The following is a 1,921-nucleotide window of genomic DNA, read 5'->3' on the forward strand; positions in this document are numbered from 1 at the left end:
ATTGTCTTTTACAGTTTCGGCTTTGCTCTTAGGTTTGCAGTAATTTTGCTGGTATAGAGTTTTAATTTTTGATTCTCTAATGGCATAAAAAATACGGTTCTTTTTTGTTGATTTTTAATGCCTGCCGAGACTGTTAATTATTATGCTTTCTAACACATAAACCACTTTTTTTTGGATAGTTATTATGTAACTATTCACGGGGAACCCTTATTCATTTTTTAAAATTATGGTCTCTGTAAGCCTTTTAGCAAATGTTTCCAAAAACAACTTTTTATATATTTAAACCAATCGATTATGAAAACAGGAATAACATTTAGTGCTTTTGACCTGCTGCATGCAGGGCATGTTAAAATGCTTGAAGAAGCAAAACAGCATTGTGATTATTTAATTGTTGGTCTACAGACAGACCCGACTTTAGACCGCCCCACAAAAAATAAACCTACACAGACTGTTGTTGAAAGATACATACAGTTAAAGGCCTGTAAATTTGTTGATGAAATCGTTCCTTACGCTACAGAACAAGATTTGGAAGATATCTTAAAAGCGTTTGCTGTAGATGTAAGAATCTTGGGAGACGAATATAAAGACAGAGATTTTACTGGTAGAACATATTGCGAAGAAAAAGGAATCGAATTGTATTTTAATACCAGAGATCATCGTTTTTCTAGTACTAATTTGCGTAATGAAGTTTATCAAAGAGAAGTTTTAGTGCATTCGAATGGAAATTAAAAAGGTCACACACGTTGTTTTAACTGGAGGTGTCGGAAGCAGATTATGGCCTCTTTCCAGAAAAACTTTACCGAAGCAATATCTCGATATTTTTGAAGGACAGTCGCTTTTTGAAAAGACAGTTGCTCGTAATCTAGAGATATCTGATCAAACGATAGTAGTCGGAAATATCGAAAATTACAAAATGAGTAATGCGATTATGTCTAAGTTCGATAAACCTTTTATGCATATCGTTGAAGCTCTTCCACGTAATACGGCTGCAGCAATTGCATTTGCAGCTCTTTTATCAGATCCAGATGATATTTTACTAATTACTCCTTCCGATCATATAATTGATGGTGATGATTTGTATAATGACGCTTTGCAAAAAGCAATTCAACTTGCTAGTCAGAATTATTTGGTCACTTTTGGTATAAAACCAACTAAACCGGAAACGGGTTACGGTTATATTGAATTTGAGAATGAAAATGTAATTGCATTTCATGAAAAACCAAATTTTGAAACAGCAACAAATTATCTGGAAAACGGAAATTATTTCTGGAATAGCGGACTTTTTTGTTTCAAAGCGGACAAGTTTCTGGCAGAACTTGAACGTCAGGAACCTGAAGTGTACAGAGCCTCAAAAATTGCTTGGGAAGAAAACAAAGATGGATTTCTAGATGCTGAATTGTCATTAAACATTCCTTCCATAAGTATTGATTATGCCGTAATGGAAAGAAGTTCAGACATTAAAGTTGTTCCCGCTCATTTTGAATGGTCTGACCTTGGTTCTTTCGAATCGGTTTATGATTATTTAGTAAAAAAAGGTCATAAGGCCGATGCAAATGGAAATATTCTCATAGGATCTGCTGTACATACTTCTTTTATTGGAGTAGAAAACTGTGTTCTAGTTCATACTCCTGATGCTTTTCTCGTAGTAAAAAAAGAAAATTCTCAAGAAGTTAAGCAAGTGTATCAGGAATTAGAAGCTGTTAATTCTCCATTATTATAACAGAGCTTTTATAGAATATCCAAAACAAAAAACACAATACCCACCAAACTCTATAATATCACAATATGACTAACACACCAAAAATAGCTTTAATTACCGGGATTACGGGACAAGACGGCGCATACTTAAGCGAGTTTTTACTTAAAAAAGGGTATATCGTTCACGGACTTAAAAGACGTTCTTCTTTATTTAATACCGATC

General features: G+C 33.9%; 3 protein-coding genes. All 3 read left to right on the forward strand.

What is annotated here, in order from left to right:
• The first annotated feature begins 294 nt into the window (after positions 1 to 294).
• The gene (locus VGE71_RS20050; RefSeq protein ID WP_331139883.1) at positions 295 to 729 is read left to right on the forward strand and encodes an adenylyltransferase/cytidyltransferase family protein; all 435 of its coding nucleotides are present in this window, start codon (positions 295 to 297) and stop codon (positions 727 to 729) included.
• Entirely contained in the window at positions 719 to 1,720 is a 1,002-nt protein-coding gene (locus tag VGE71_RS20055) for a mannose-1-phosphate guanylyltransferase (protein WP_331139884.1), read from the forward strand. Before VGE71_RS20050 ends, VGE71_RS20055 begins: the two co-directional genes overlap by 11 nt.
• 65 nt (positions 1,721 to 1,785) lie before the next feature.
• The coding region (locus VGE71_RS20060) for a GDP-mannose 4,6-dehydratase (RefSeq protein WP_331139885.1) at positions 1,786 to 1,921 on the forward strand (136 nt) is incomplete at its 3' end.

Origin of the sequence: Flavobacterium sp. (assembly GCF_036405015.1) — a bacterium.
Lineage (GTDB): Bacteria > Bacteroidota > Bacteroidia > Flavobacteriales > Flavobacteriaceae > Flavobacterium.

Excerpts from the sequence above, each read along its gene's own strand:
- VGE71_RS20050 (WP_331139883.1), top strand. The coding sequence starts at position 295 with ATGAAAACAGGAATAACATTTAGTGCTTTTGACCTGCTGCATGCAGGG.
- VGE71_RS20055 (WP_331139884.1), top strand. The coding sequence starts at position 719 with ATGGAAATTAAAAAGGTCACACACGTTGTTTTAACTGGAGGTGTCGGA.